The 21,424-nt window shown below is 65.0% G+C and carries 23 protein-coding genes; 10 read left to right on the top strand and 13 right to left on the bottom strand.

All coding sequences use genetic code 11. The features are described 5' to 3' along the window. Nucleotide 1: 1 nt before the first annotated feature. From ACTJJM_RS04980 to ACTJJM_RS04960, 5 genes are all read right to left on the bottom strand, one after another. Entirely contained in the window at nt 2-1,345 is a 1,344-nt protein-coding gene (locus ACTJJM_RS04980; RefSeq protein ID WP_049483186.1) for an LLM class flavin-dependent oxidoreductase, read from the bottom strand. An 18-nt stretch (nt 1,346-1,363) separates the two neighbouring features. Continuing rightward, entirely contained in the window at nt 1,364-2,341 is a 978-nt protein-coding gene (locus tag ACTJJM_RS04975; protein ID WP_010484656.1) for an MsnO8 family LLM class oxidoreductase, read from the bottom strand. A gap of 14 nt (nt 2,342-2,355) precedes the next feature. Continuing rightward, on the bottom strand, nt 2,356-2,718 hold the full coding sequence (locus ACTJJM_RS04970; protein ID WP_010484654.1) for a DUF3088 family protein: 363 nt from the start codon (nt 2,716-2,718) through the stop codon (nt 2,356-2,358). A gap of 157 nt (nt 2,719-2,875) precedes the next feature. Next, on the bottom strand, nt 2,876-3,457 hold the full coding sequence (gene msuE / locus ACTJJM_RS04965) for an FMN reductase (protein ID WP_029379957.1): 582 nt from the start codon (nt 3,455-3,457) through the stop codon (nt 2,876-2,878). Nucleotides 3,458-3,573: 116 nt separating this feature from the next. Continuing rightward, complete coding sequence (locus tag ACTJJM_RS04960; protein WP_029379956.1) at nt 3,574-6,150, bottom strand: TonB-dependent receptor plug domain-containing protein; 2,577 nt, start codon at nt 6,148-6,150, stop codon at nt 3,574-3,576. A gap of 338 nt (nt 6,151-6,488) precedes the next feature. Here ACTJJM_RS04960 and ftrA point away from each other — a divergent pair, with 338 nt between their 5' ends. Continuing rightward, nucleotides 6,489-7,490 (top strand): transcriptional regulator FtrA, encoded by a 1,002-nt coding sequence (ftrA, locus tag ACTJJM_RS04955; RefSeq protein ID WP_010484649.1) that lies wholly within the window; start codon nt 6,489-6,491, stop codon nt 7,488-7,490. A 34-nt stretch (nt 7,491-7,524) separates the two neighbouring features. Here ftrA and ACTJJM_RS04950 read toward each other — a convergent pair whose 3' ends face one another. The 4 genes from ACTJJM_RS04950 to ACTJJM_RS04935 all read right to left on the bottom strand — a co-directional run bounded on the left by ACTJJM_RS04950 (nt 7,525) and on the right by ACTJJM_RS04935 (nt 11,218). After that, entirely contained in the window at nt 7,525-8,019 is a 495-nt protein-coding gene (locus tag ACTJJM_RS04950; protein ID WP_049483177.1) for a hypothetical protein, read from the bottom strand. Between the two features lie 91 nt (nt 8,020-8,110). Beyond that, nucleotides 8,111-8,698, bottom strand: coding sequence for a TetR/AcrR family transcriptional regulator (locus ACTJJM_RS04945; protein WP_049483175.1), 588 nt, complete (start codon nt 8,696-8,698; stop codon nt 8,111-8,113). A gap of 84 nt (nt 8,699-8,782) precedes the next feature. Further along, nucleotides 8,783-10,552 (bottom strand): oleate hydratase, encoded by a 1,770-nt coding sequence (locus ACTJJM_RS04940; RefSeq protein WP_057502642.1) that lies wholly within the window; start codon nt 10,550-10,552, stop codon nt 8,783-8,785. Nucleotides 10,553-10,693: 141 nt separating this feature from the next. Further along, on the bottom strand, nt 10,694-11,218 hold the full coding sequence (locus ACTJJM_RS04935; RefSeq protein ID WP_440865199.1) for a GNAT family N-acetyltransferase: 525 nt from the start codon (nt 11,216-11,218) through the stop codon (nt 10,694-10,696). Nucleotides 11,219-11,381: 163 nt separating this feature from the next. Between ACTJJM_RS04935 and ACTJJM_RS04930 the strand changes: the two genes are divergently transcribed. From ACTJJM_RS04930 to ACTJJM_RS04905, 6 genes are all read left to right on the top strand, one after another. Beyond that, complete coding sequence (locus ACTJJM_RS04930; RefSeq protein ID WP_329764023.1) at nt 11,382-11,837, top strand: SRPBCC family protein; 456 nt, start codon at nt 11,382-11,384, stop codon at nt 11,835-11,837. Nucleotides 11,838-11,848: 11 nt separating this feature from the next. Then, nucleotides 11,849-12,163, top strand: a complete 315-nt coding sequence (locus ACTJJM_RS04925; protein ID WP_241875090.1) for an ArsR/SmtB family transcription factor — start codon at nt 11,849-11,851, stop codon at nt 12,161-12,163. A 2-nt stretch (nt 12,164-12,165) separates the two neighbouring features. Next, on the top strand, nt 12,166-12,624 hold the full coding sequence (locus ACTJJM_RS04920; RefSeq protein WP_440865198.1) for an SRPBCC family protein: 459 nt from the start codon (nt 12,166-12,168) through the stop codon (nt 12,622-12,624). Nucleotides 12,625-12,758: 134 nt separating this feature from the next. Beyond that, the gene (locus ACTJJM_RS04915) at nt 12,759-13,178 is read left to right on the top strand and encodes a helix-turn-helix domain-containing protein (RefSeq protein WP_440865197.1); all 420 of its coding nucleotides are present in this window, start codon (nt 12,759-12,761) and stop codon (nt 13,176-13,178) included. After that, nucleotides 13,175-14,041 (top strand): alpha/beta fold hydrolase, encoded by an 867-nt coding sequence (locus ACTJJM_RS04910; RefSeq protein WP_440865196.1) that lies wholly within the window; start codon nt 13,175-13,177, stop codon nt 14,039-14,041. Before ACTJJM_RS04915 ends, ACTJJM_RS04910 begins: the two co-directional genes overlap by 4 nt. Further along, on the top strand, nt 14,034-14,405 hold the full coding sequence (locus ACTJJM_RS04905; protein ID WP_049410897.1) for a DUF4180 domain-containing protein: 372 nt from the start codon (nt 14,034-14,036) through the stop codon (nt 14,403-14,405). The genes ACTJJM_RS04910 and ACTJJM_RS04905 overlap by 8 nt, the downstream gene beginning before the upstream one ends. On the opposite strand, the gene ACTJJM_RS04900 is transcribed toward ACTJJM_RS04905, so the two are convergent. Further along, complete coding sequence (locus ACTJJM_RS04900; protein ID WP_049410900.1) at nt 14,402-15,184, bottom strand: 3-hydroxybutyrate dehydrogenase; 783 nt, start codon at nt 15,182-15,184, stop codon at nt 14,402-14,404. The two genes, ACTJJM_RS04905 and ACTJJM_RS04900, sit on opposite strands and share 4 nt — an antisense overlap. Nucleotides 15,185-15,268: 84 nt before the next feature. Beyond that, on the bottom strand, nt 15,269-15,748 hold the full coding sequence (locus ACTJJM_RS04895) for a hypothetical protein (protein WP_235650408.1): 480 nt from the start codon (nt 15,746-15,748) through the stop codon (nt 15,269-15,271). Nucleotides 15,749-16,047: 299 nt separating this feature from the next. Here ACTJJM_RS04895 and ACTJJM_RS04890 point away from each other — a divergent pair, with 299 nt between their 5' ends. Together ACTJJM_RS04890 and ACTJJM_RS04885 are read left to right on the top strand one after the other, a co-directional pair. After that, on the top strand, nt 16,048-16,422 hold the full coding sequence (locus ACTJJM_RS04890; protein WP_049410903.1) for a nucleotide pyrophosphohydrolase: 375 nt from the start codon (nt 16,048-16,050) through the stop codon (nt 16,420-16,422). After that, nucleotides 16,419-18,302 (top strand): DNA/RNA helicase domain-containing protein, encoded by a 1,884-nt coding sequence (locus tag ACTJJM_RS04885; protein WP_049410906.1) that lies wholly within the window; start codon nt 16,419-16,421, stop codon nt 18,300-18,302. Before ACTJJM_RS04890 ends, ACTJJM_RS04885 begins: the two co-directional genes overlap by 4 nt. Nucleotides 18,303-18,368: 66 nt before the next feature. Here ACTJJM_RS04885 and ACTJJM_RS04880 read toward each other — a convergent pair whose 3' ends face one another. Further along, nucleotides 18,369-19,100, bottom strand: coding sequence for a hypothetical protein (locus ACTJJM_RS04880; RefSeq protein WP_197654200.1), 732 nt, complete (start codon nt 19,098-19,100; stop codon nt 18,369-18,371). 98 nt (nt 19,101-19,198) lie between these two features. Further along, nucleotides 19,199-20,038: a type 1 glutamine amidotransferase domain-containing protein gene (locus ACTJJM_RS04875; protein ID WP_440865195.1), complete on the bottom strand. Its 840-nt coding sequence runs from the start codon at nt 20,036-20,038 to the stop codon at nt 19,199-19,201. 95 nt (nt 20,039-20,133) lie between these two features. On the opposite strand from ACTJJM_RS04875, the gene ACTJJM_RS04870 reads away from it, so the two are divergent. Then, entirely contained in the window at nt 20,134-21,051 is a 918-nt protein-coding gene (locus ACTJJM_RS04870) for a LysR family transcriptional regulator (protein ID WP_440865194.1), read from the top strand. Nucleotides 21,052-21,424 lie beyond the last annotated feature (373 nt).

Raw genomic sequence — 21,424 nt, 5'->3', positions numbered from 1 at the left:
CTTATCCCGCCTTCCGTGCCGGCTCGGCGTCGGTCGAATAGCGGCTGGCCTTGTACGGCAGACCCAGATGCTCGCGCAGGGTCTGTCCTTCCAGCTCGCGCTGGTGGTAGCCGCGCGCCTGCAGGATCGGCAGCACCTGGGTCACGAAATCGTCCAGGCCCTCGCGCTGCGCGGCGAAGCCGAGAATGAAGCCATCGCTGGCACCGGCATCGAACCAGCGGATCAGCTCATCGGCCACATGCTCCGGTGTGCCGATGAAGTTCGGCCGTGGGCTCACTGCTTCCAGTGCCACCTGGCGCAGGCTCAGGCCCTTCTCACGCGCATCCTGCTTGATGCGGTCGGTGGTGGAACGGAACGAGTTGCTGCCGATGTCACCCAGCTCCGGGAACGGTGCATCCGGATCGTACTGGCTGAAATCGTGGTGATCGAAGAAGCGCCCCAGGTACGCCAGTGCATCCTCCAGCGTGGCCAGTGCGGCAATCGCCTGATACTTGGCTTCGGCTTCCTCGGCGGTGCGGCCGACGATGGGGCCGATGCCCGGAAAGATCTTCACGTCATTGCCGCTGCGGCCGTGCGCGATCGCCGAGTTCTTCACCTTCTGGGTGAATGCACGGGTTTCTTCCAGCGACGGCGAATGGGTGAACACCGCATCGGCGTACTTGCCGGCCAGCGCGATGCCGTCGTCAGACGAACCGGCCTGAAAGATTACCGGCTGTCCCTGCGGCGAACGCTGGATGTTGAGCGGGCCTTCCACCTGGAAGAAGCGGCCCTTGTGGTCGAGGCGGCGGAATTTCTCCGGTGCGAAGAAGGTGCCGCTGTCGCGCTCACGCACGAAGGCGTCGTCATCCCACGAATCCCACAGCCCCTGCACGACGTCCAGGTACTCATCGGCGATCTGGTAGCGCAGCGCGTGCTCCGGGTGCGGCCGGCCATAGTTGCGGCCCGAACCTTCCAACGGCGACGTCACCACGTTCCAACCGGCGCGGCCGCCACTGAGCAGATCCAGTGAAGCGAACTGCCGTGCCACCGTGAACGGATCGCTGTAGGACGTCGACAGCGTGCCCGCCAGGCCGATCTTGTTCGTTGCCGTGGCCAGCGCCGACAGCAGCGAGATCGGCTCGAAGCGGTTGAGGAAGTGCGGGATCGACTTCTCGTTGATGTACAGGCCATCGGCCACGAAACCGAAGGCAATGCCGTTGTCCTCGGCGGTGCGCGCAATGTCGATGTAGAACTGCAGGTTGACGCTGGCATCGGCCGGATTGGACGGATGCTTCCAGGCATGCATGTGGCTGCCGGGGCCCTGCAGCATGATGCCGAACGGAATGTGGCGCGGGGTGGTGCTCATGGGAATCGCTCCTGCAGGTCAGGCCACCGCCGCGCGCGGCGCGGGCGACAGCAGTTCAAGGGATGTCAGGCGTGCGTCGAGGTCGGCCACCGGCGCATCGAGAATGAACTCACCCACGCCGAAGCGCCGGTGCAACGCGTCCAATTCGTCACGCACATGCTGCGCATCGCCGGACAGCACGCTGGGGCGCGTTTCCTCGATGCGGAAGTCCGCCACGCCCACCTGGCGTGCGTACTCGGCAGCCGCCTCGGGGCTGGGCAGGTTCACCGCCTGCCCGGGACCAAGGTGCAGCTTGTAGACGCGTAGCGCACCGATATGCCGCGCAGCCGCTTCGGCCGTAGGTGCGGCGAAGGCCACCGTGGCCAGCAGCGGGGGCTGCGAGGAGACGCTGCGGTAGGCGTCGAATGCGGCCTCGATGTGCTTCGGATCACCATCGAAGTGCGCGGCGTAGACGAAGCGCCAGCCCAGCTCGGCCGCCTGCTTCGCACTCTGCGGGCTGGCACCGAGCAGGAAGCGCTCCGGCGCCTGCTGCGGAATCGGCCGCGCCAGCACATCGGCTTCGGCGCCGGACAGATAGCCCTCAAGGTCGCGCAGTTGCTGGTCGAAGTCGGCGAACGCCGGGCGCCCGGCCGCCAGCGCGGCAGTCGACGCTGGCAGGCCGCCCGGCGCCTTGCCCACGCCCAGATCCACGCGCCCTGGCGCCAACGCTGCCAGCAGGTTGAAGTTCTCCGCCACCTTGTACGGCGCGTAGTGGCGCAGCATCACCCCGCCGCTGCCGATACGGATGCGCCGGGTCTGCGCCAGCACCCACGCCGCAAGCACCTCCGGTGCGGGACTCGCCAACGTCGGCGCGGCATGGTGCTCGGCAAACCAGTAACGGTGATAACCCAGCTGTTCGGCGCGCTGGGCCAACTGCAGGCTGTTGCGCAGCGCCTGTTCCGGCGAGGCGCCCTCGGCCACCGGGCTCTTGTCCAACACGCTGATCTGATAGCTCATCGTCGCGTCCTCGCTCAGGGATGGGCCACGGGGATGCCGAGCAACCCGTTCAGCGCGGCCAGGATCGGCTCGGCGCCGGAGATGTACTGGCGGTTCTGGTGCGCACCACTGGCCAGCTCGCTGTGCACGCCCTGCGGCAGCACCAGCTTCGGCAGCGACTGGTCCTGCTCGCCGATCTCGGCGATCACCTCGCGGCGCGGCCGCGCGAAGCCGATGCGGCGCACGTCCAGCTGCGCGTCCAGGCCGTCGATGCTCGACAGCGCCCCTTCCAGCAGCAGGCTGTGCCGACAGAAGAAGCGCTGGCCGGGAATCTGTCCGTCCTCGAACTCACGGTCGAGCAGGAACAGGATGGGCTTGTCGGTTGCGTCCAGACTCACGGGGTCGTCCTCATCGGGGGGCGGCAATGCGATGCCGCTTCGATATCGATGCTAGAGATGACGGCCGTCGGCACGGCGATGCCAGACGACAATCGGCGGTCAGATCCGGCCACGCAGATGCGCCTTGGCCATAAGCAAAGCGCCGCCGGTTATGCCGTCAGGCGATGCGTCGCAGCGGCGCCGCTACCGCCAGCGCCTGCGTAGCCAGATGCCCGGCCGCACGCTCGGTCGCCAGCGCGATCCGCGCCTGCAAAGCGGCACTGTTGATGTGCTCGCCATCGAAGTCGGCAGGCGTGGCATACACCCCGATCGGCAGCGTGTGCGCCTGCAGGAAGCTGAACAATGGCCGCAGCTGGTGGTCGATCACCAGCGCATGGCGCTCGCTGCCGCCGGTCGCTGCCAGCAATACCGGCGTATCCACCAGCGCTTCCAGCCCGATGAAGTCGACCAGGTGCTTGAACAGTCCCGGATACGATCCCCGATAGACCGGCGCAGCCACCACCAGCAGCCCGGCCGCCTCGATCGTCTGCAGCGCCTGCTCCACGGCGGGCTCCACTTCGTCGCGCGACAACGACTGCCCCAGCGAACGCGCGATCGGTGCCAGCTCCACCAGATCCACACTGGCATGCACCCGCTGCTGCAGCGACGCCAGCAGATGCCGCACCAGCAGCAACGTGCGCGACGTCGCCGAACTGGTCGGCGACCCCACCACTGCAACCACCCTCAATGCAGAAGACATGAACTGCTCCTCGATGATGCCGAACTACCGCCGGCCGCCTTTCGCCTTGTGTACAGCCGAGCCATGCTCGGCTGCTTTCGCCTTTGTGGAGCCGAGCCATGCTCGACTGCTCCAGATCAGAACCGGTAATTGATCCGCCCGTACCAGAACGCCCCGATGCGGCTCAGCACGTCGCCCGAATCCCACGTCGTCTCGATGCTCGCCACATCGGTGGCACTGCGCGCGTACTCGGGCACCTTGCGGGTGCGCTTGTCGAACACATTGTTGATGCCCAGCGCCGCACTCCAGCCCGCACCCAGTTCCACGGCACCGGAGAGATTGGTCACCAGCACGGGCGGCTGCTTGTACTCCACGCCGTTGTTCAGGCGCTTGATCGGGCCGTAATAGGTGAAGTCCAGGTTCGAGCGCCAGCGCCCGTTCTGCCACCCCAGCCCGGCCACCTGCGTGTAGCTCGGCGTACGGAAGCGCAGCGCGTACTCGCTGCTCTTGGTCAGCAGGTTGATGTTCGGCAGCCCCTGCAGCGCCGCCGGAATGTCGCTGACCTTCTGGATGGTGGTGCGACCCACGTTGGCCGCGTAGCTCCAGCGCAGCTTGCCCCACGTGGTTTCCTGGTTCGCCTCCAGGGTCAGCTCGACACCGCGTGTGCGGGTGTTGCCCACGTTGGTGAAGTAGCTCGCGTAGAACGCATCACCCGGCAGGATGCTGATGCCGGCCGACCCCAGCAGCGCATCGATGGTGTTCTTCTGCGCTGCGCTCAGCACCGTGCCGCTGTTGTCGGTGATGCGCGCCGGATCCTGTGCGTTGTAGCCGATCTGGCTGGACTGCCCGAGCTGGCCACGGATATCGATCTGGTACGCATCCACGGCCAGATGGAACGCCGGGCTCGGGTCCCAGGTCACGCCCAGGCTGTAGTTGGTGGCTTTCTCGGGCTTCAGCGGCGTGGCACCCAGTGCGATCGCCGCCGGCGAAGACACCTGCGCCACCAGCGTGGTGCCGCAGGGGCAGCTGCCCGTGGCCTGGTAGAACTGCGCGCCCAGGCTGGGTGCATGGAAACCGTTGCTGACCGTCGCGCGCACGCCCAGCGCGTCGGTGACGTCGAAGCGCGTGGTCAGGCGGCCGGTGGAGACACTGCCGAAGTCGGAGTGATCTTCCCAGCGCGCGGCCGCATCCAGATACCAGCGCGAGGTGATGTTGGTGGCCGCACCGACGTACACCGCCTTGCTGTTGCGGGTAGCCTTCACCGCATCGGCAGTCGAATAGCCGACGAACGCCGCAGCACCAAAGCCGGTATACGACTCCCACTGCCCGGCCCCGCGTTCATACTGTTCATGCTGGTATTCGGCGCCTGCGCTCACTTCCAGCGGCGAGGCGAATGCCGCCACCTCGAAGCCACGGCGCAGATCGAGGTTGGCGATACCCTGCTGGTAGTCCAGCTTGCCGTCATAGAAATCGGTGGGCGATCCCGGGTACGGCAGCGAATAGTTCACCGAATTACGGGTGTAGGTACGCACCGTGCTGCGGTTGCCGGTCAGGCTGGCGTCGTAGTCCCAGCCCGCGATCTGGCCTTTCACGCCCGCGGTGCCGGTGTACTGCTTCTCCTTGGTTTCCAGTACCGGCAGGAAGCCATCCGGGAACACGCTCAGCACGCCGGGTGCCTTGTAGGTGGTGAAGATGGTCGCCGGCAGTCGGAAGTTCTGGATTGCCTGCGCGGTGCGATCACTGGCTGTGGCATTGGCGTAGAACTGCGCACTTTCGCCCAGGCCATGGCCTACGTTCACCGCGAAGGCCTTCAGCGCATACGACGGCGAGCTGAGGATGGTGTTGGCCTCGGCATCGCGGTTGGCCTCAGCCGGGTTCGGCGCAGCACCCGCTGGCAATCGATTGTTCGGCCGCAACGCCACCAGATTGCCGCTGCCATCCACCGCCGGGTAGCTCAGATAGCCATCGATGTAGCGGCGGGTGCGGATCGCATGATGCTGGCGGGTGGTCTCGCCGGACAGATTGACGAAGCCATCCTGGCCCCACGGCAGGCCGACGTTGGCGCGCACGCTGGTGCGCGAGCCATCGCCATCGATGCTCTGCCCGCTCTCCACGGCAAATTCACCACCGTGGGCCTGCGACTTCAGGATCACGTTGACCACACCGGTGATCGCGTCCGAACCATAGATGGCCGATGCACCGTCGCGCAGCACTTCCACATGGTCGATGGCCGAGACCGGAATCAGCGCCAGATCGGCCCAGGCATGGCCGGGGAAGCCGCCGCCGTTGGCACCGCTCACATAGGCGCTGGCATTGCGACGCTTGCCGTTCACCAGCACCAGCGTGTAGCCCGGCGACAGGTTGCGCAGCTGGTAGCCGCGGATCAGGCTTTCCTGGTCGCTCTGGTAGCCGCCGATCTGGCTCAGCGACGGCAGGCTGCGCTGCAACGCTTCCAACAGATTGCCCTGCCCGGTCGCGGCAAGGTCCTCGGAGGAGATCACATCGATGGGCGTGGAGCTGTTCTTCACCGTGCGCGTGCTGGTGCGCGAACCGGTCACTACCACTGCATCCAGCGTGGACGCTGCCACGTTGGCTGTCGCGGCGGTGGCGGCAGGATCGGCATCGGCTTCCGCCGCATGGGTGGGCGACGCGGCGAGGATAGCAGTGATCAGAACAGCGAGAGTGCTCAGGACAGGGGCGTGGGCGGCAGGCATGGGGGCTCGTGGGGGGGGCCGGAAACACGCTTCCATTCAAGGGCCTGTTCACCTGGCGCGACAGGCGGGATCACGTCACCCAACCGTCATATCCGGCCACCCACATGACCGCTGGTAATGAGGTTAGGCGGCATTGCCGGTGCACTGCTGTCTGTAGAGCCGAGCCCACGCTCGGCTGCTCTTCGCGACGGCGTCAGATGCATCCACTTCTGCCAATTTTGAGCCGGGCGTGGGCTCGGCTCTACAAGAGGGGAGCGACCGCTCCATATGCCTGGCTGGCATCACCTCATGCCCGCGCACCACTCAGCGCCATGCATCTGCACCCGTAGCATCAAGCCATGCCCAGCCCACCCGCCGATCCCGCCGCGCCGCTCGTTGCCATCGTCGCCTGCCACGGCCAGGGGCTGTTCGAATTCGGCTGTGCGGTGGGCCTGTTCGCGCCGATAAGACCCGAGCTCGGCGTGGCCTGGTACCGCACCCAGCTATGCGCAGGCGAGCCCGGCGCACTGCGCATGCTCGGCAATGCGCAGGTGCAGCTGCCCTGCGATCTCAGCACGGTTGATGACGCCGACATCATCGTCATCCCCGGTTGGCGCGAACCCAGCGAACGCCCGCCGCAGGCACTGCTCGATGCGCTCAACCGTGCCCACGCACGCGGCGCGCGCATCGCCTCGATCTGCTCCGGTGCGTTCGTGCTGGCCTGGGCCGGGCTGCTCGACGGTCGCCAGGCCACCACCCATTGGCGCCTCACCGAAGCGCTCGCACGTGAGTTCCCACGCATCGATGTGCGCGAAGATGCGCTGTATGTGGATACCGGCAGCATCATCACCTCGGCCGGCTCGGCCACCGGCATGGACATGATGCTGCACATGGTGCGCAAGGACTACGGCGCGCGTGTAGCCAACCTGGTGGCCGAGCGGCTGGTGCTGGCGCCGTGGCGCGACGCCGGCCGCAGCCAGCGCGTCAGCCGGGCCATTCCCCATGGCGAGCCCACGCGCTTGGCAAAGCTGATGGAATGGATGCGCCGCAACCTGCGCGAGCCACATTCCCTTGGCAGTCTCGCCGAGCAGGCTGCACTCAGCCAGCGCACGCTGCAGCGGCAGTTCCTGGAAGCCACCGGCCTGTCGCCGATCGACTGGCTGATCCGCGAGCGCGTGGCCTTCGCGCGCGAACTGCTGGAAACCACCGACCGGCCGCTGCAGTGGGTCGCCGAGCAGGCCGGCTTTGGTTCACAGGAATCGTTCCGTCGGCACTTCCGGGGTCAGGTCGATGCGAGCCCTACCGAGTATCGCAGCCAGCATCGTGGCGGTATTGGCGCAGATCGGCTGGTGGGCTGCTGATTCCGCGGTACTTCGTGCTGCGGGCCTGCATCGCTTACAACGTGGTGGTGCGCCGATGGATCCGCCAGCACTGCGCGGCAAAGCCCATCACAAACACCACAGCCAATCCCAGCAGCGTCTGCAGCACCACCGGGGCCATCGGCGCCGCAGCAATCGGATGCGCCGCCGGCAAGCGGGTCAGCGTTTCATTGACGCCGGGCACCAGCGACAACAGGAAACTGAACGACAGCGCGAAGGTCGACAGGTAACGCGCTGCGCGCCCCAGCCAGCGCAGCCGCGCGGCCAGCACGCCGCCGAATGCCACCAGCAGCACGATCACCCCGAATGCGTGGCCCGGGTTGATCCCGCCCGTGCTGGAGACGGTGAATGAGGTAGCGACAGACAGCACCAGTCCCGCCAGGTACAGCTTGCCCGAGCGTGTTGCAGGGTCGATTGCGCGATGGCGAATGAAGGCATACAGGCCGCTGAGGACCGGGATCAGGCTGACAACGGTATGGAACACGCCCAGCGTGGACAGAGAGTGCGACATGGAACATCTCCAGAGTTAAATAAACCTACTAGTAGGTAGGTGCGTGATTCAAAAAATGACCCGCGTCGCCGCGGGCCCCACCACAGTCATGTCAGGCAGTCGCGCTCACCCGCGCAATGGCCAACCGCGCCAGTGCCGCGAACGTCGCCGCATCGCCGAAACCGCGCGCGGCCAGCATCGCGCCATGTACCGACGACATGAAGGCCTTCGCCTCGTCCGCCGCCGAGCCCTGCAGGCGCAACTGGCCCTGCGCGGCGCCCTTCTCCAGCGTCACCGTCAGCCACCCGCTCAGATCCTCGAAATGCCCGCGTACTTCTTCGGCAATCTCCGCAGGGATCATCGGTGCCTCTGCCGCCAGCATCGCGCAGATGCAGAACGAAGACGTGCCACCGGCGATACAGCTGGACCAGTAGTCCACATAGGCGTTGAGCTCCTGCAGCGGGTCGCCCAGCTGCCGGTCCAGCAGCGCCAGGCCCTCACGCGCCTCGGCCCGGTACAGCTCAACCACCGTGCGCACCAGATCCGCCTTGCTGGGGAAATGGTGGTGGATGCTGGCCTTGCTGATGTTCACTCGTGCCGACACGTCGGCGTAGCTGAAGCCGTTGTAGCCACCGGCCTCCAGCAGCGAACGGGCGTGGGCCAGGATCTCCTGGGCCTTGGGCGAGAGCGACTCTTTCATGCCACAAACCTACTAGTAGGTTGATACGCTGTCAACTCCCCGCTGCTGCACTCGCCGGGCATGGCCCGGCGCTACCCACTCCCGTCAGTCCTCCTGCACCAGCTTGAACTCGCGCAGCAGGCCACCGATCTGGGTCTTGTCCAGCTTGTTCATCAGCAGGTTGCGCAGGAACGCAGGCCCGGGAATATCCAGTTCCTTGCCATCGCGCAGACGACCGGCGGCGGCCAGCAGCGAGCGCACGTCGTAGGTGGAATTGAACACCTCCGGCACGCCGCGTTCGATATCCAGCAACGTGTACACCGCTTCCATCGGCGTACGCACCGAATACTCGGTGGTGAAAATGCAGTCACGCTGCTTCGATTCGGCGAACTGGCCGATGAAGGCGAAGTTCACCGCCCCCTCCGGCACCACGTCAGGGCGATCACCGGCCTGGCGCGGCATGAAGAACGCGGTGATGTACGGCATCATCACCGGTACCGTCTTCGCACCGGTCGCGGCCAGCTCGTCGATCTCGTCCACCGGCACGCCCAGGTGGTACAGCCACTCGCGGGTGATCTCCTCGCCGGTGCAGTCCTGCATCGGCTTGTTCACGTAGTCGCCGGGCGTATCCACGAACAGCGAATACACCCAGACCACGATCTGGTCCTTGGGCTGGTTCTTGAAATGTGGCTGCCGGTTCACCGTCCAGCTCATCAGCCAGCGCGAGTCGCGCACGCTGACGATGCCGCCGGTCACCACCTTGCCGCTGAAGGGATCGCGCTTGGCGATCTTCTGGATGTAGGCCGGAATGCGCGCATCCAGCGTGGTCACCGTCGCCGATTCCCACTTGGTTTCCGGAATGTGTGCGCCGAACACGTCCGGGCGCCCGAACGCCGCATCCTTCGCGGCAATGCGTCGCCACAGGTCCCAGGCCGGCGCCGGGCCTTCGTTCAAGCGTGCCGCAGTGTGGTGGTCGCCGTTGTCCGAGTTCTCAGTCAGCGAGCCGATGGTCATGAACAGAAGATCGTCCGCGCCCAGATCCACGCCACCGGCTACACCATCACGCATCCAGTGGATGCGCGTGGCCTGCTTGCGGCCCGGCTGCAGATCGAAGTCGACGTCGGTCACTTCGGTGCCGTACTGAAACACCACACCATGGTCCTGCAGCCACTTCACCAGCGGCAGCACCAACGATTCATACTGGTTGTACTTGGTGAACTTCAGTGCGGAGAAGTCCGGCAGCCCGCCGATGTGGTGGATGAAGCGGTGCAGGTACAGCTTCATCTCCAGCGCCGAATGCCATTCCTCGAACGCGAACATGGTGCGCCAGTACAGCCAGAAATTGCTGTCCAGGAAGTCGCGGCCCAGCACTTCGTTGATGCGCTTGTTCTCCATCTCCTGCCGGGTGGCCAGGAACAGCGCGATGATGTCCTTCTGCGCCTGCTCGGTCAGCGTAAACAGGCCATCGGTGTGCGCATCCTCGCCGCGATTGATGGTGGCGCGCTGCAATGAATAGTTCGGGTCGTCCTTGTTCAACCAGTAGAACTCGTCCAGCACGCTGGCGTCATCGATCTCCAGCGAGGGGATCGAGCGGAACAGGTCCCACAGGCACTCGAAATGGTTCTCCATCTCGCGGCCACCACGGATCACGAAACCCTTTTCCGGTACCTTCAGGCCATCCAGCGCGCCGCCGGCAATCTGCTGCTGTTCAAGGATGGTGATGCGTTCACCGGCCATGCGCCCATCGCGCACCAGGAACGCGGCTCCCGCCAGCGAGGCCAGGCCCGAACCGACAAACCAGGCGCTCTTGCCATCGACACCGGCCGGCTTGCGCGGGCGCGCGAAGGCTTCGTAGTTGCCACTGCTGTAGTACATGCGCTGCTCCTTCCTGGAGGGGGTCATCAGGAACCCGCAGCGGGATGACACAGCCATCCCGTGCAGGTCATGGCCCTACTCTAGCGCCGAACCGATGTACCGTTTCCTGCACACACGCTGCGACCGAATGACGCAGCCGCGTCAGAGCTGCCGGCCCAGCAGCATGCCAGGCCAACCGTCCACGTTGAACGGTGCGATGCGTGTGTAGCCACAGGACTCATAGAAGCGCACCAGATCCCCATTGCCACCGCCGTAGCAGTCCACGCGCAGATGGTCGAGTCCGGCAGCGCGCGCCTGCTCATCGGCAAACGCCATCAAGCGGCGGCCGACGCCGCGCACGCGGCTATCGCGCGAAGCCACCAGCACGCGTACGTACAGCTCTGGCCCATCGGGCGCCGGTACATAGGGCATCGCCTCACCCAGCGCCAGGAACGCACGCACCTCACCCAGTGCGTTCTGCGCCACCCACGCGCCGGGCAGCGCGCAGGCATCAGTCACCTGGGTGATTCGACGCGGCACCGTCGACCACGGCTCGCTGCCCCACTGCTGCAGATTACCGATCGACACGAACCATTCGATCACCTCGTCGAAGAGCCTCAGCACCGCAGGGGCATCGGCCACGCTGGCGCGGCGGATGGTCACGGTGTCCTTTCCAGCTTCAGTCATGCACGTACTCCTTTCAACGCATCAATCGGCTGCACCGAGGATGCCGGCCAGCGGCCGGCACTACCAGGGCCGGACGTCCGTGGGCCGGATTTGACATGCAGGCATTTACCTGCATATAGTCCACTCGACGGCGGCGCCTGCCCGCCCACGCGAGGAACCTGCAATGGTGGATATCGCACACCGGGTCGGCATCAAGGCCCCTGCAAGCCTGGTGTATCAAGCCCTGGCCACCCCCGAAGGCGTCGCCGCCTGGTGGGCTGAAGACACCCACGGCGACCGGAACGTCGGCGGCACGGTGAAGGTCCGTTTCACCCACAACGGCCAAGAGATCGGCGCCATGGAAATGCTGCTGGAACAGCTCATTCCCGGCGAGCTGGTGCTCTGGAAGTTCCTGGCCGGTCCCGCCGAATGGATCGGCACGCATGCGCGTTTCGCACTGAAACAGGAAGGCGACTACTGCATCGTGCTGTTCACCCACGAAGGCTGGAAAGAACGCGTCGAGTTCACCTCCCACTGCAGCACCAAGTGGGCGGTGTTCCTGTTGAGCCTCAAAGCCCTGCTGGAAACCGGCAAGGGCCAGCCCAACCCGCACGACGTCAGGATCGACAACTGGAACTGAAGACGCCCCGCATGAATGCAGACAAGGTGTTCAAGGCCCTGGCCGACCCCACGCGCAGAACGCTGCTGGACCTGCTCTGCGAAAACAACGGCCAGACCTTGGGCCAGCTCTGCGAGCACCTGGACATGGCCCGGCAATCGGTCACCCAGCACCTGGGCCTGCTGGAAGACGCGAACCTGATCAGCACCGTGCGCCAAGGCCGCGAGAAGCTGCACTTCATCAACCCGGTGCCGCTGCATGAAGTCTACGAGCGCTGGGTACGCAAGTTCGAGCAGCAGCGCTTGAGCCTGCTGCATGACCTGAAACGAGAACTGGAAGGAGAATGACGATGTCCGCAGAGTCCACCCGCTTCATCCACGTGATCTACATCGCCTCCACGCCGCAGAAGGTGTTCGAGGCCATCACCAGGCCCGAGATCGCCAGCCGCTACTGGGGCCACGAAAACGTCTCGAACTGGAAACCCGGTTCGCGCTGGCAGCATGTGCGTGCCAACGAAACGCGCTCGGTCGAACTGGTCGGCGAAGTGGTGGAAAGCACCCCGCCCTCGCGCCTGGTCATCACCTGGGCCGCCGCCTCGCAGGCCGACAATCCCGCAGCCTACAGCCGGGTCACCTTCGAGATCGTGCTCTACCAGGACATGGTGCGGCTGACCGTTACCCACGACGAGCTGGAACCCGGCAGTGGCATGGATACCGGCATCCGCCAGGGCTGGCCGATCGTGCTGTCGAGCCTTAAGTCGCTGCTGGAGACGGGCAAGGGGCTTGATGTGTTCGCCAAGCCAGCGTAGCCGTCGGGAGGGTTGGCCCGCGCGAGCGGCACCGGGCAGATGGCCCGCTGTCGCCGTCGCCGCACAATCCCCAATCGCTCCCCCACATTGCATTTCATGGAACAATAGGGAGCACATGGTTCTCGAGTTCCGTTATGTCCCCCGCGTTGCTAACCGTCGATCAGGCTGCCCAGCAGCTCAGCCTGCACCCCAAAACCGTCCTGCGGCATATCCGTAGCGGCCAACTGCGCGCGACCCGCATCGGCAAGTCCTATCGCATCACCGCTGAAGACCTCGACGTGTTCACCGGCACCGTGCGTGAGCCCTCCGCTGCGCGCCCACAGCTGACCACGGTGGTGGATATTCCCGGATGCGGTGCGGCACGTGCCGCCGACCTGGTGCGTGCCCTGCATGCGCGCGTCACCGGCCGCGAGGCCGACGATGAGCCGCTGCACATGGAGACGATCTATTCGCCTGAGCACGATGTGCTCAAGCTGATCGTGATCGGTGGCCTGGCAGGTTCCACGGCGCTGCTGGTCAGCCTGCAGCGTCTGCTGCAGGACCGCAGCGCATGAAGCGGCAGCGCCCCGGCATTCCCACGCAGCACGTACTTGCCGCCTATCGCCAGGTGCTTTCGGACTGGCCGGTACCACACGAATCGCACCATCTCGCCACCCGCGCCGGTTCGACATTTGTGGTCAGCTGCGGCCAGGAGCACGGCCCGGCCCTGGTGCTGCTGCATGGCACCCTCAGCAATGCCGCCAGCTGGATGTTCGATGCCGAACGTTGGAGCGAGTACTACCGCGTGCATGCCGTCGACATCATTGGCGAACCGGGCCTCAGCGAAGGCACGCAACCTGCGCTGGACAGCGACGCGCATGCGCAATGGCTGGATGATGTCCTCGACGCACTTGGCGTGGAAAGCGCAGCGTTCGTGGGCCTGTCGTTCGGCGGCTTCCTGGCACTGGACTACGCGCTGCGAAGGCCTGCCCGGGTCAACGCACTGGTCCTGGTCAGCCCCTCGGGTATCGGGCGCCAGCGTGCATTCCTGCTCAAGGCGCTGCCACTGTTGCTGCTTGGCCGATGGGGACGCGAGCGCCTGCGCCGCGCGGTCATGGGTCCCGCGCCACTGCATGCACCTGCACGTGCGCAGCCGCTGCTCGACCTGCTGGCATTGATCCGTGCCGAGGTTCGGCCACGTCCGCTGCGCATTCCCCGCATCAGCGACGAGCGCCTGGCTGCGTTGCATCCGCCGGCAGCCCTTGTCATGGGCGCGCGTGATGCCCTCATCGACACCCCTGCCGCCGCCGAACGCATGAAACGGCTCGTCCCGACGGCGGACGTCACCCTGCTCGCAGACGCCTATCACTACATCCCCGGCCTGCGCGAAGACATCCTCGCCCGGCTGCGTCAACTGCAGAACCTCCAGCATGAATGATTCCATTGAACACATCGGCACCACCCGCCTCCTGCGCATCGCGCCGCAGGGCCCCGCACTCGATGCCAACGGCCTGCGCGATCTGGTCGGCGATGCCCTTGGGTACCAGGCCGAGTGGATTGCCGTGCCGGTGCAGCGCCTTTCGGCAGACTTCTTCGAGCTTCGCTCCGGCATGGCCGGGCAATGGCTGCAGATGCTGGTGAACTACCGCCTGCGTTTCGCCGTGCTGGGCGATGTCAGCGCTTACCGCGCACAAAGCGAATCACTGGACGCGTGGATCACCGAATGCAACCGCGGCCACAACGGCTGCTTCGTGTCCGACTGGGATGCCCTGCTGGCACGTCTTCCCGTGTCGGCCAGCTAGCGCGCCGTCCAGCCCCCATCCATGGGCAGTGCCGTGCCGGTGATCTGCGCTGCGGCGTCCGAGGCCAGGAACACCACCATCTCGCCCAGCTGCTCGGGCGTCACGAACTGCAACGACGGCTGCTTCTCGGCCAGCAGCGCGCGCGCGGCGGACTCCTGATCCGTGCCCTCGCGCTCGGCCAACGCGGTGATCTGCTGCTCGACCAGCGCCGTTCGCACCCAGCCTGGGCAGATCGCGTTTGCGGTGATGCCGGTGCCCGCATTCTCAAGCGCGGTCACCTTGGTGAACCCCACCACGCCATGCTTGGCCGCCACATAGGCCGATTTGTTCACCGAGCCGACCAGCCCGTGCACCGACGCAATGTTGATGATGCGGCCAGCGCCCTGCTGCTTCATGTGCGGCAAGGCCGCCGCAGTGGCATGGAACACCGCCGACAGGTTCAGCGCCAGGATCGCATCCCACCTGTCGACCGGAAATTCCTCGATCGATGCGGTGTGCTGGATACCCGCGTTGTTCACCAGGATATCGATGCGCCCCATCGTCGCGATGGCGCGGTCGATCATCTCGCGCACTGCCTCGCCCCGCGACAGATCGGCGCCATCGTGTGCTACCCGTACGCCGAACTCAGCCTCCAGGCCGGTACGGAGGCGCTCGATCTCTGCCGCATCGCCAAAGCCATTCAACACGATGTCCGCGCCCTGCCGCGCCAGTGCCGTGGCAATGCCAAGACCGATACCGCTGGTGGAGCCGGTGACCACCGCAACCTTTCCAGAGAACATGGGCGAGCATCCATCGGGGGTAGGCCAGCAGTGTAGCTCCACGGGCCAACCCTTTTGAATGGAACGACCGATGTCGGCCCACGATTAGAAGATAACGCTCGCTCGATCAACGGTCGCGAGCGGATTGGCCTTCCGCACCGCCTCCAGGAAGAGCAGAAAGTCGCGGTTGAACAGCGACAGGTTATTGGTGAACGTCACGCACTTTCTACCCGATACCCTGCTGAAGCACACCTGCCAGACATAGCGCGCATAGATGACGTCGGACGTTCGTGTGACTGAGGTGATCTGCGAGAGCGGAACCGCCGTGGGCACCGGGCCCCGCCGCAGGTAGAAGGATTCTGTATCAAAGAAGTAGTGCTCGCGATCCTCTTTGCCATCCACCATCACCAAGGTCATGGACGTGCCGGAAATCCGACGAGGCGGACTCAAACGCAGCCCTGATCCCAACGCAGAACGGGCTCTCAGCGTCCTCCGCCGCTGGATGAACCAAATGGTCAACAACGGAAGTGCCGCAAGGGCAATGAAGCCTACGGTCTTCAAAACGGTTTCCAGCGTGCTTGGCACACAGATCTCCTGGATGATCGTTCAGGATGGGCGACGCCCTGCTCGCAGGGCCCGGTAGATCCACGCCACGCGTTGGTGCTCTCGCCTTATCACCCCCCACTTCCAATGCTGAGCTTCCATCGGGTGCAGGAAGCCATTGTAGCTGCTGTCTTTCGCCCTACTGACGGTGTTGCGATGCCCCTCTTCTCTGACCAGAGCTGTTCTGCGTCCCGCCGATTCTTCGGATATCACAGCGTCTGTCGCTTACGCCCTGCCGGGATGGGTAGAATTGGCCAACTTGTGTCGTATAAGGCCATGTCATGGATCACCCTCTTGTTGAGGTTCGGGGCGCTGCCCAGGCGCTCAGGGAGTTCGCTGAAGCCCGCGACTGGGCTCAGTTCCACTCCCCCAAGAACCTTGTCATGGCGCTCTCTGGTGAAGTTGGAGAGCTGAACGAAATCTTCCAGTGGATGACGGAGGCTGACTCCTTCAAGGCAGCGTCCTCTGAAGCCACCGCCAAGGCCGTGCGCGATGAGATCGCCGACGTAGCCTTGTACCTCATCCGACTGTCTGACGTGCTCGGCATCGACTTGAATGAAGCCGTCAGCAGCAAGCTGGCCACGAACGCCGCCAAGTACCCGGTGGACCTCTCTCGTGGCGTCAGCACCAAGTACAACAAGCTGGCGCAGTCATGATCGTCTATCAGGCGGACAAGGACGCGTTCCTTCGTGACTGCAACAACGAGGAGATCGAGGAGGTCATCCTCGCCAGCTACAAGGCAGCCACGAACACCAGGGTCAGCAGCTCCGAAGTCGTTTCCTGGCGTGATTCGCTGAGATATGTCGCTCGCGCGCTGAATCATCCCTCCATTCCCGGGGACATCGGCGTGGCAGTGGAGGTCATTCTTCCACAATCGCGAAAGCGCATCGATGTTGTCCTGACCGGCCACGCCGCGGACGATTCGCCCCACGTCATCATTGTCGAACTCAAGCAGTGGTCGGTGATCAAGCCTTCCGCTCGTGACGCGATGATCGAGCTACGCCCGGGAGACCTACGCGTCCACCCCAGTTATCAGGCATGGTCCTATTCCACCTTCCTGGAGGGCTTCAATGAAGCCGTCTACGAAGGCAAGCTCCAGCTTCACCCCTGTGCCTACCTGCACAACTATGTGCGGGATGGCGTGATCGACTCGCCACACTACCAGCCTTACATCCAGCGTGCCCCGCTCTTTCTGAAGGGCTCGTCCGACCTTCAGGATCTGCGCACCTTCATTGGTCAGTACACCAGCAAGGGTAACGGCCTCCCGGTGTTGGCCGAACTGGACAGCGGGCGTATCCGCCCCTCCAAGGCACTCGCCGACGAAGTGTATCGGCTCCTGTCAGGGAATAGTGCATTCACCTTGCTGGACGAGCAGAAGCATGTATTCGAGGCAGCCAAGGCAGCATGTGCTCAGGCGCGCGCAGACAGGAAACCCCGTGTTGTCATCGTTGAGGGCGGCCCAGGAACGGGCAAGTCTATCGTCGCCGTGAACCTCCTGGCCACGCTACGCGATGGCCTGAACGTCAAGTACGTCTCGAAGAATGCCGCACCGCGCGCGGTCTACAGTAACGCGCTCGGAAAATCGAAGGATAACGCGCGCCTGCACCACTTCTTCGGCGGTTCCGGGGCGTTCATTGATTCTCCTGAGAACCAGTTCGACGCTCTGATCGTCGACGAAGCGCACCGGCTTACCGAGCAAGGCGGATTCTACGGAAACGAGGGCAAGAACCAGATCATGGAGCTGATCAACGCTGCCCTGTGCAGCGTGTTCTTCATTGATGAAGACCAGCGGGTCACGCTCAAGGATATCGGCACCAAGGAAGCCATCCGGGAATTTGCGATTGCCCGTGGCGCCACCGTGGAGGAGTACGTTCTGTCGTCGCAGTTCCGCTGTGCGGGCTCGGACGGCTACCTGGCATGGTTGGATGACGTGCTGCAGATCCGCCCAACCGCAAACACCACACTGGATGGGATCAGTTACGACTTCCAGATATTTGACGACCCGACCGCGCTGCATGCCGCCATCGAATCAAAGAACGCCGACAACCGCGCGCGCGTCGTAGCCGGCTACTGCTGGCCGTGGAACAGCAAGAAGAACACCAAGGAGATGGACATTGTCATCGGCAGCTACCGGCGGCAATGGAACCTGGACAAGGACGGAAGCCTCTGGATCGTCTCCGCAGACTCGATTGACCAGGTGGGCTGCATCCATACCTGCCAAGGGCTGGAAGTCGACTACATCGGGGTGATCATCGGGCCGGACCTGGTCGTGGAAGACGGCGAGCTCAAGACTGTACCTCGCGCGCGGGACCGGCACGACAAGACCATGAAGGGGTTCGTAAAGCTGTCAAAGTCTCACCCCACCCAGGCCGCCGAACTCGCGGACACCATCATCAGGAATACCTACCGCACCTTGATGACCCGAGGAATGAAGGGCTGCTACGTCTATGCGACCGACCCGCAGGTTGCCGCCTACTTCAGGGCCCGGCTGCAGCGACAGGCAGCCGTAGAACAGTCGGTTGAGGTGGAGGCCTAAGCGCTCCACCTGACGGCCATCTCCGGTAGGTCCACGCCACACGGGGGGCTCTCCCTCAGCGCCCCATCACTTCCAATGATCCGGCCCCAGGAACGGCAGGCTCAACACAAACACCGGCACCGCCACAGGGATCAACGCCGCGCCCAGCACCTTGCCCGCCGCCGAACCCACACCCGGCTTGTCCTCCATCTCCGGCAGGATCCGCTGCGCCCGCGCATTGATCGGCTGTGCCAGCTTCCCCTTCTCCGCCAGCGCCGCAGCATCCGGCAACTTCACCCGCTCGCCGTCGCCCTCGAACAGCGCGCTGTAATAGCTGCCGCCCTTCTTGGAAAGATTGCAGGCCCGGTCAAACGCCAGCGCGTAACGGGTCCGGTCCATCGGCAGGTAGTAGCGCGCCCGCTCCTCCACGGCCTTGGCCTCACGCGGGGGGACCTCAATCCGCTCCAGCTTGAACTGCGCGGCCTGCTCCGGCGTCACCTGCTCCGGCCGCAGCAGCAGCGCATAGCTGCCGTGCACCTTGGCCTTGTTGGCCGGGTCGCGCCAATCCTCATGGAAGTACATCTGCGCGCAGGCCACCGCCTCGCGCAGCGGGCTGTCCATCAGCGCCCGGTACTCGCGGAACGGCGCGGCATTGAAGCGCATCGGCTCGTCATAGCGCGGCAGCAGGTACAGCTGGCCGTCGTCGGCCACGAACGCACTGGTGATCTCGCGGCTTGAGGCGTGCTCCTCCGGGCCACTGGCACAGCCGGACACCAAGCCAAGGCACAGGGCGGAGAGAATGAAAAAAGACGTTCGCATGTCGTGTTCTAGAGCTTCCGTGGAAAACCGGCCTCGCCCAAAGGGACGAAGCCAGTCCGCCATGGTGCCACGGCGCCGCATGCGGTGCAGAACCCGCCCTACTTCAACCTCTCCACCAACCGCTGCCCCACCTCCAGCGCCGAAGCCGGGTTCTGCCCGGTAATCAGCTCGCGGTCCACCACCACATGCCCGGTCCACGGCGTGGTGTTGATGCTGAACGTCGCCCCCGCCCGCTGCAACGCGGTCTGCGGGTAGAACTTCATCTCACCGCCGCCCAGCAGCGGCTTGGCCTGCTCTTCTTCCTGGTTGCTGATCACCGTCATCTGGTAGCCGCTGTAGATCCACTTCGGCGTGGCCGGCATCGCACCCGTCTCCAGCTTTGCCACGAAACCCGCCGCATCCGGCAGCGCCGACAGCAGCGCGATCGGCCCGTGGCAGACCAGCGCGGTGGTCTTGTTGCGCTGGTGGAAGTCAGCCAGCAGCCGGCCCAGCGCCGGGCTCTTCAGCAGGTCCTGCATCGGCGCGTGGCCACCGGGAATGTAGACCGCATCGAAACGCGCGTAGCCCTGCTGCTCAACGCGCGCCAGGCTGACCACCGGCGAGGCCGTCGGCGAGGTCAGCGCCAGTTTCTCCAGCAGGTCCTTGTGCAGCTTCAGCTGCGCGGCATCGTTGCCGAAGTAGGCCGGCGTCACCGAGGACGCATCCACCGTCGGCGCCCGCCCCTGCGGCGTGGCGAAGGTCACCTGGTGGCCCGCGTCCAGCAGCAGCTTGACCGGCTGCATCAGCTCGTTGAGATAGAAGCCGGTGGACAGCACCTTGCCGTCCTTCAGGTCCAGGTGGTTTTCGTCGGACAGCACCACCAGCACGTTTGCGGCATGCGCGCCGGTCGCAGCCAGGGTCAGGGCCAGCGCTGCGGCCAGCCGGGTCATCAGGTTCATGGGAGCTCCTATCGGGGAATGGCCGCCACTTTATTCATCGTCCCAGCGGCGATAAATTGGCCCCATCGCAAAACATCTGTTCCCCGGAGAGCCAAATGAGCCGCAAGTTCGACTACCTGGGCGATGTGGAAGTGTTCCTCGCGGTGGTCGAGCACGGCTCGTTCACGGCCGGCGCCGTGGCGCTGTCCACCACGCCCTCGGTGCTGAGCCGCGCGGTCACTCGTCTTGAAGCGCGGCTGGGCCGCCAGCTGCTGCAGCGGACCACCCGCCGCGTGGGCCTGACCGACGCCGGGCGGCTCTATCTGGAACAGGTGCGCACCGCCTTCGGCCTGCTGGACGACGCCGAGCGCGACGTACTGGCCCAGGACGGTGCGCTGGCCGGCCGCGTGCGCCTGAGCGTGCCGACCACCTATGGCCACTACCGGCTGCCGCCCGTGCTGGCGCGCTTTGCGCAGCAGTACCCGCAGGTGCAGGTGGAACTGAACATCACCAACCGCAACGTGGACCTGGTGGCCGAAGGCTTCGACCTGGCCATCCGCCTGGGCCAGCTGCCGGACAGCGGGCTGGTGGGGCGGAAGCTGGAGGATGCGCCGCTGCTGCTGGTGGCTTCGCCGGACTACCTGCAGCGCCGCGGCACGCCGCAGACGCTGGACGAGCTGCAGCAGCACCTGTGCCTGCCGTTTGTGATGCCGCGCACCGGGCGGTTGGCGCCGTGGATCTTCCGCGACGACGGGCGCGACGTGGACTGGTTGCCGCGTTCGTCCATCGAGACCTCCGACGATGTGCTGGGCGTGGTGTCGCTGGCCGAACAGGGCATCGGCATTTGCCAGAGCTATGCGTTCATCGTGCGCGAGCGGCTGCGGCGTGGGCAGCTGGTGGAAGTGCTACCGCAGCTGCGCGGGCGGTCGCGGCCGTTCTCGGTGATCTATGCGCCGCATCGACGGCAGTCGGCGGCGGCGCGGGCGATGATTGAGTTGCTGGTGGGGAATGCGGCTGAGGATCGCACTTGTTGAGGCCGCGAGGCGCGCTGGCGATGTCGGGTTTGAACCGCTTTTCGGGATGTGCGGCTGATCGGGCGCCGTTGCTTGGCGAGGCGGACTAAGAACTGTTGCAAAGAAGGCTGTCGCGCTATTCGCTTGCGGCATGGGCGATTGCGCCACTTTGATTCGCAATCGACAGGGCAGCTGCACGAATGCGTCTGCTGGCGTCGCGCGCTGCACGAATGGTGCGTGCAACAATAGTTCTTCGCTCTCGAGTTCGTCGATTCCTTCGCGAATTTCTATTGGCATTCGAAGCGGCTGCGTAAACACCATGGCGCGCCACCGACAACGGGTGGCCGGGTCTGCAAACCCGAAGAAAGCGATGTCTGTAGTTTGCGCTTGCCCG

Origin of the sequence: Stenotrophomonas sp. 22692 (assembly GCF_052045015.1) — a bacterium.
GTDB classification, from domain to species: domain Bacteria; phylum Pseudomonadota; class Gammaproteobacteria; order Xanthomonadales; family Xanthomonadaceae; genus Stenotrophomonas; species Stenotrophomonas geniculata.
This window is presented reverse-complemented; position numbering and strand designations above follow the sequence as displayed.